The sequence below is a fragment of the Chitinophaga sp. genome (assembly GCF_035564935.1).
GTDB lineage: Bacteria > Bacteroidota > Bacteroidia > Chitinophagales > Chitinophagaceae > Chitinophaga.
In genome coordinates this window covers 1-1601 of sequence record NZ_DATMTE010000366.1, presented here as the reverse complement: position 1 = coordinate 1601, position 1601 = coordinate 1, and the positions used below count along the sequence as shown (strand labels likewise).

Genomic DNA, 1601 nt, shown 5'->3' with positions numbered 1-1601 from the left:
GGCCCTGTTTTACTTAATGCTAACAGTTGTAGTTTAGAACAGCGGTGTTGCCAGTTTAATAAAATACACCGTATTAAAATCGGTTTTACCCGTAAGCGGTAATATCTTCTGGATATAAGTATTGTTCACCGGGTCAGGAGGAATAATTCCAAAGTCATCATCATTACTTACGGCCAGTGTAGTACTGTTCACCAGAACAATGCCTTCCGGTTTATCGTGCGGATAAGCGGCCACATCTTTCAGGAGATCCACCACCAGCGATTTGCTGACGGTTTTGATACCGGCGGCCTGCAATTCTTCATCTGTGAGCACTTCCACTGTTTTACCATTTACCAGTTTGCCGCCTGCGCCGTCGCTAGCGTCGGAAATATCCGTAGCGGCAGACAGGTCTATTTTATAGATCTTTTTGATCAGTGAAGGTTTGGCTGCATCACCTGGAAACTCGCCGTCGCGTTCCAGTACCAGGAAGGTGTTGTTGCTGATCACGGTGATTTCACTGTTGGCGGTATTTTTATTATCCAGTTTATAGATATATTGTCTGGATTGACCGGAAGCGATATCATATGTGAGGATGCGGGTATACAGGGAGTTCTTCACTGCATCTTTGGTTGGGTTGTATAAGGGCGACTGCATGATGCCTACCAGTGTTTTACCATCAGGGGTGATGGTGAGGCCTTCCATGCCACGGTTGGCACGGCGATTGGCAAACACTTTGGGGATTTTCCTGCCACCGGCGCCCGTTCCAAACGGATTGATCCTTTCCAGGGTTTTACCGCTTCTGTCCAGGTGTACCAGGTGGGGTCCGTATTCATCGCTGATCCAGAAAGAGCCATCGGGTGCTACGGTTAAACCTTCGCTGTCAATACCATCCGGATCTTCGGGAAGCGTTTTACCATCTTTATCCAATGCGGTTTCCCCGGTGCCGCCTGATCCTGCCGGGTTGGGAAGTCCCGTTACCGGCGTGTTGGCGGCAGATTTGATATGAATGGTTTCCACCAGCACCAGTGAGTCGCCATTCAGTTTGAACTTCCCGATCTGCGGATTAAAACCCGGTACGGCAAATACTTTGGAATCCTTGATGGTGCCGTCTGCGTTAGGGCCGCGGTCTGTCATCAGGTAGAAGTAACCCGGTTGGCCCGGCACATTAACAATAGATGACCCGTAACCGCCATTGTATACTTTTACGCCGGCGGCGTTGGTGGTCATTACCACAGCGCCGGCCAGCGTGGCTTTAGCAGGGTAAGAAATGTTGTTGTCAGTAGGGTTGTCGTTTTTCTTGCAGGCAAAAAGGAACACAAATCCCAATGGAGCAAAGTAGCGTACTACAGTCATAGTGGTTGATACGTTTAAGGCGCAAATGTGTCCTTTCCGTATAAAGACTATGTTACCGAAATATTATCAAATCATGAAATTGTACGGTCCCTGCTATTCTTTCTCAGGTTCCCTTTCCACCGTGATGCTGCATTCGCCGATCAGTGCTGCCAATGCACCAACAGCAGCGAAAACGGGCGCCAGTAAAGCGCCTACTACGCCTATAGTAAGCGGGAAGGTCATCAGTTCTTTGCCTTCTTTATCTGTGATGGTGATTTTCCGCACGTTTC

At 48.8% G+C, this 1601-nt stretch carries 2 protein-coding genes; both read right to left on the bottom strand.

From position 1 onward, the window contains the following. Positions 1-33 precede the first annotated feature (33 nt). Complete coding sequence (locus VN105_RS09665) at positions 34-1332, bottom strand: esterase-like activity of phytase family protein (protein ID WP_325640256.1); 1299 nt, start codon at positions 1330-1332, stop codon at positions 34-36. 93 nt (positions 1333-1425) lie between these two features. Next, positions 1426-1596, bottom strand: a complete 171-nt coding sequence (locus VN105_RS29780) for a DUF4342 domain-containing protein (protein WP_414647237.1) — start codon at positions 1594-1596, stop codon at positions 1426-1428. Positions 1597-1601: the final 5 nt, after the last annotated feature.

Bases quoted from the DNA above. Each gene is read 5' to 3' on its own strand.
- VN105_RS09665 (WP_325640256.1), bottom strand. From the start codon at position 1,332: ATGACTGTAGTACGCTACTTTGCTCCATTGGGATTTGTGTTCCTTTTT.